Genomic DNA, 3,107 nt, shown 5'->3' on the forward strand with positions numbered 1-3,107 from the left:
AAACCAGCGCGTTCGAAATCTGGAAATCACCGGCCAGCGGCAGGTCGATCTCGTAGAGCACGCCGTCGGCCTCGACTTCGGCCCGCTGGCGGTGGCGTTCGTGCTCGACCCGCTTCAGCCTGAGGAAGTCGCCATGGCGGCCGACCGTCAGCACATTGAGCCCGGCAGCCTTTGCGGCCACGGTCGTCGGCGCCGACCATGGATCGTCGGCGAAGATCACGGCCGGCGCGCCCTTCGGCCGCAACGTGTCGAACAGGCGCAGTTTGGCGCGGTGATAATCCTCGATGGTCGGATGATAATCCATATGGTCGCGGCCGAGATTGGTGAAGCCGCCGGCGGCCAGCTTCACGCCGTCGAGGCGGCGCTGGTCGAGCCCATGGCTGGAGGCTTCCATCGAGGCGTGGGTGACGCCGGCATCGGCCAATTCCCGCAGCAATTGATGCAGGGCGACCGGATCGGGTGTCGTCAGCGAACCATAGTCGTTGCGCCCAGGCGCCACCACGCCGGTGGTGCCGATCGAAGCGGCGGCATAACCGGCTTGCTCCCAGATCTGCCTGGTGAAGGCTGCGACCGAGGTCTTGCCGCTGGTGCCGGTCACCGCGACCATGATCTCAGGCTGCTTGCCGAAATAGCGTGCCGCACTCTGCGCCAGCGCCAGGCGCGGATCGTCGACCGCCAGCACCGGAACCGGGAGCCCGGCAATGGTGCTGCCCTTGCCCGCCACGATCGCGGCCGCACCGCGCGCGGCGGCATCTGCGGCATAAACGGCACCGTCGGCCTTGGTTCCGGCGAGCGCAAAAAAGACAACGCCCGCTTTTACCTCGCGGGAATCCGAAGAAATCCCTGTAACCTCCAGATCGACGGAAGCTATTCCCTCGACGGGCAGGATACCGGCTAGATCTCTGAGCTTCATCGAGTCCCGTTCACCGTAACAAAATAGCGCGCTGTTGCCGGCGCGCCCTAAGAATCACTGATAGGAAACCAGCGTTGCACCATTTTCATGGCTGAAATCTGGCTTCACGCCAAGCATGGCAGCTGAACGCCTGATGATATTGCCGGCCATAACCCCAGCATTCGCGGCCGCGACATCCGTCATGCCGGGCTTTTCCGGGTGCGGGGCATCGGCAATGGTAAACACCAGATACTGCGGATCGTCCATCGGGAAGGCGGCGACGAAGGTGTTGAAATTCAAGTCCTTCGAGTAGCGGCCATTGATGACCTTCTCGGCGGTTCCGGTCTTGCCGCCAACGCGGTAGCCGGGGACTCTGGCGTTTCTGGCAGAGCCCTTTTCGGCATTGAGCGAATAGAGGTAGCGCATGCCTTCGACGGTCTTTTCGCTCACCACTCTCTTGGCGGTGGCCATCGCTTCCGCCTGCGTCCGCACCAGAAAGGTGGGGTTCATCAGGAAACCGCCATTCATCAACGCCGCGCAGCCCACAGCCGCTTGCAGCGGCGTCGTCGACACGCCATGGCCGAAGGCGATGGTGAATGAATTGACCTGTTTCCAGACCTTCGGTTCAGTCGGACGGGCAGTCTCCGGCAATTCGGTCTGCATCCTGTCCAGAATGCCAAGGCGATGCAGGAATTCGCGATGCCCCTCGATGCCGACCATCTCGGCTTCCCTGGCCGACCCGATGTTGGACGAGTAGAGGAACACCTCCGGCAACGACAGCACACGGTTCTTGCCGTGGAAATCGTGAATGGCCTGATGGCCGACCCGGATTGGATGCGAAGCATCGAAGCGGCTCGCCATCGTCGCTTTGCCGGAATCGAGCGCCATGGCTGAGGTGAAGCTCTTGAAGGTCGAACCCATCTCGTAGAGGCCCGCCGACATGCGATTCAGCCGGTCCTTGTCTTGTGCGTTGTAGGGATTGTTCGGATCAAAATCCGGCACCGAGGCCATGGCCACCACTTCGCCGGTCTTGACGTTGAGCACAACGGCGCCGGTGCCCATGGCACGATAGCGCTCCAGGCCGGCGGCGATCTCGTCGCGCACCACATGCTGCACGCGCAGATCGATCGAAAGCTTTACCGGCTTGAGATCCTTGGCAATGGCAAGGCCCGACGCCTGCAGGTCGCTCAGCCCCTGCTCGTCGACATATTTCTCCATGCCGGAGATGCCCTGGTTGTCGATGTTGGTGAGCCCAACAATGTAGGACGAGGTTTCGCCGCTCGGATAGAAGCGGCGCTTTTCGGTGCGGAAGCCGAAACCGGGAATGCCGAGCTGCATGATGTCGGACTGTTGCTTGGGCGTCAGCTGCCGCTGCAGCCAGACGAAACCGGCGCCGCTCTTCAGCTTATGGTAGGTCTGCTCATAGTCGATGTCCGGAAGCACCGTCGACAGCTTCTCGATCGCCTCGTCGGCGTCGACAATCCGGCGTGGTTCTGCAAACAGCGACGCCGTCTTGATGTCCGTGGCCAACACTTCGCCGTTGCGGTCGACGATGTCGGGCCGCGATGCCGTCACCCGGCTCTGCGGACCGCCCGACATATCGGGGGTCTGGAAGCCGAGATAGACCAGCCGCCCTGATATGGTCGAGAAGATGCCGAAGAACACCGCCATCGTCATGACGATGCGCGTCCTGCCCTTGCCGCCGGTCGCCTTGCGGGCGCCCTCGACCACGATCGATCCATCTTCACTCGTCCTGGCGCGACGTTTCAGCAGTTTACCGATCATTGGGCGATGCCTCCGGTCACCACGGGATCCCTGCCGTCCGACGGCGCCTTGCCGCCCGAACTATCAGCCATGCCGCCCTGGCGTCCCGACAAGATGTCCTGGATGTCAAGGGATTTGGCCGGCAGGTCGCCGACACCGCCGATCTGGCGGGCGCTGACCGGCTCGAGTTCGAGCTGCGACTTGTAGAGTTCGGCGAGCTTCTGCAGCCGCGACGGCTGGGTAAGCAGGCTCCAGTCGGCCTTGAGCAGGTCGATCGTGTCCTCCTCATAGCGTATCTGCGCATGGATCTTCTGCACGGCGGCCAATTGTTCCTCGGCCTCGCGCTTGGCCTTGTAGGTAAGGGCCGCGACCGCAACCATGACGGCGATCAGGACAATGTCGCTGGTACGAAACACTTAGCTACCTCTCCCCCGGCCGGTCGATACCGGGA

At 62.7% G+C, this 3,107-nt stretch carries 3 protein-coding genes; all 3 read right to left on the bottom strand.

Annotated features, from left to right (window positions below; translation table 11 throughout):
• On the bottom strand, window positions 1-913 hold a 913-nt coding region (locus EN994_RS24440; protein WP_245466076.1), incomplete at its 3' end, for a Mur ligase family protein.
• A gap of 54 nt (window positions 914-967) precedes the next feature.
• On the bottom strand, window positions 968-2,677 hold the full coding sequence (locus EN994_RS24445) for a penicillin-binding protein 2 (protein WP_013530951.1): 1,710 nt from the start codon (window positions 2,675-2,677) through the stop codon (window positions 968-970).
• On the bottom strand, window positions 2,674-3,072 hold the full coding sequence (locus EN994_RS24450; protein ID WP_013530950.1) for a hypothetical protein: 399 nt from the start codon (window positions 3,070-3,072) through the stop codon (window positions 2,674-2,676). The genes EN994_RS24445 and EN994_RS24450 overlap by 4 nt, the downstream gene beginning before the upstream one ends.
• Between the last annotated feature and the right edge of the window lie 35 nt (window positions 3,073-3,107).

Origin of the sequence: Mesorhizobium sp. M7A.F.Ca.CA.002.09.1.1 (assembly GCF_003998555.1) — a bacterium.
In the GTDB taxonomy this organism is placed as follows: domain Bacteria; phylum Pseudomonadota; class Alphaproteobacteria; order Rhizobiales; family Rhizobiaceae; genus Mesorhizobium; species Mesorhizobium ciceri.

What these genes read in the sequence shown, in the direction of transcription:
- EN994_RS24445 (WP_013530951.1), bottom strand. Translation starts at nt 2,677, where the DNA reads ATGATCGGTAAACTGCTGAAACGTCGCGCCAGGACGAGTGAAGATGGA.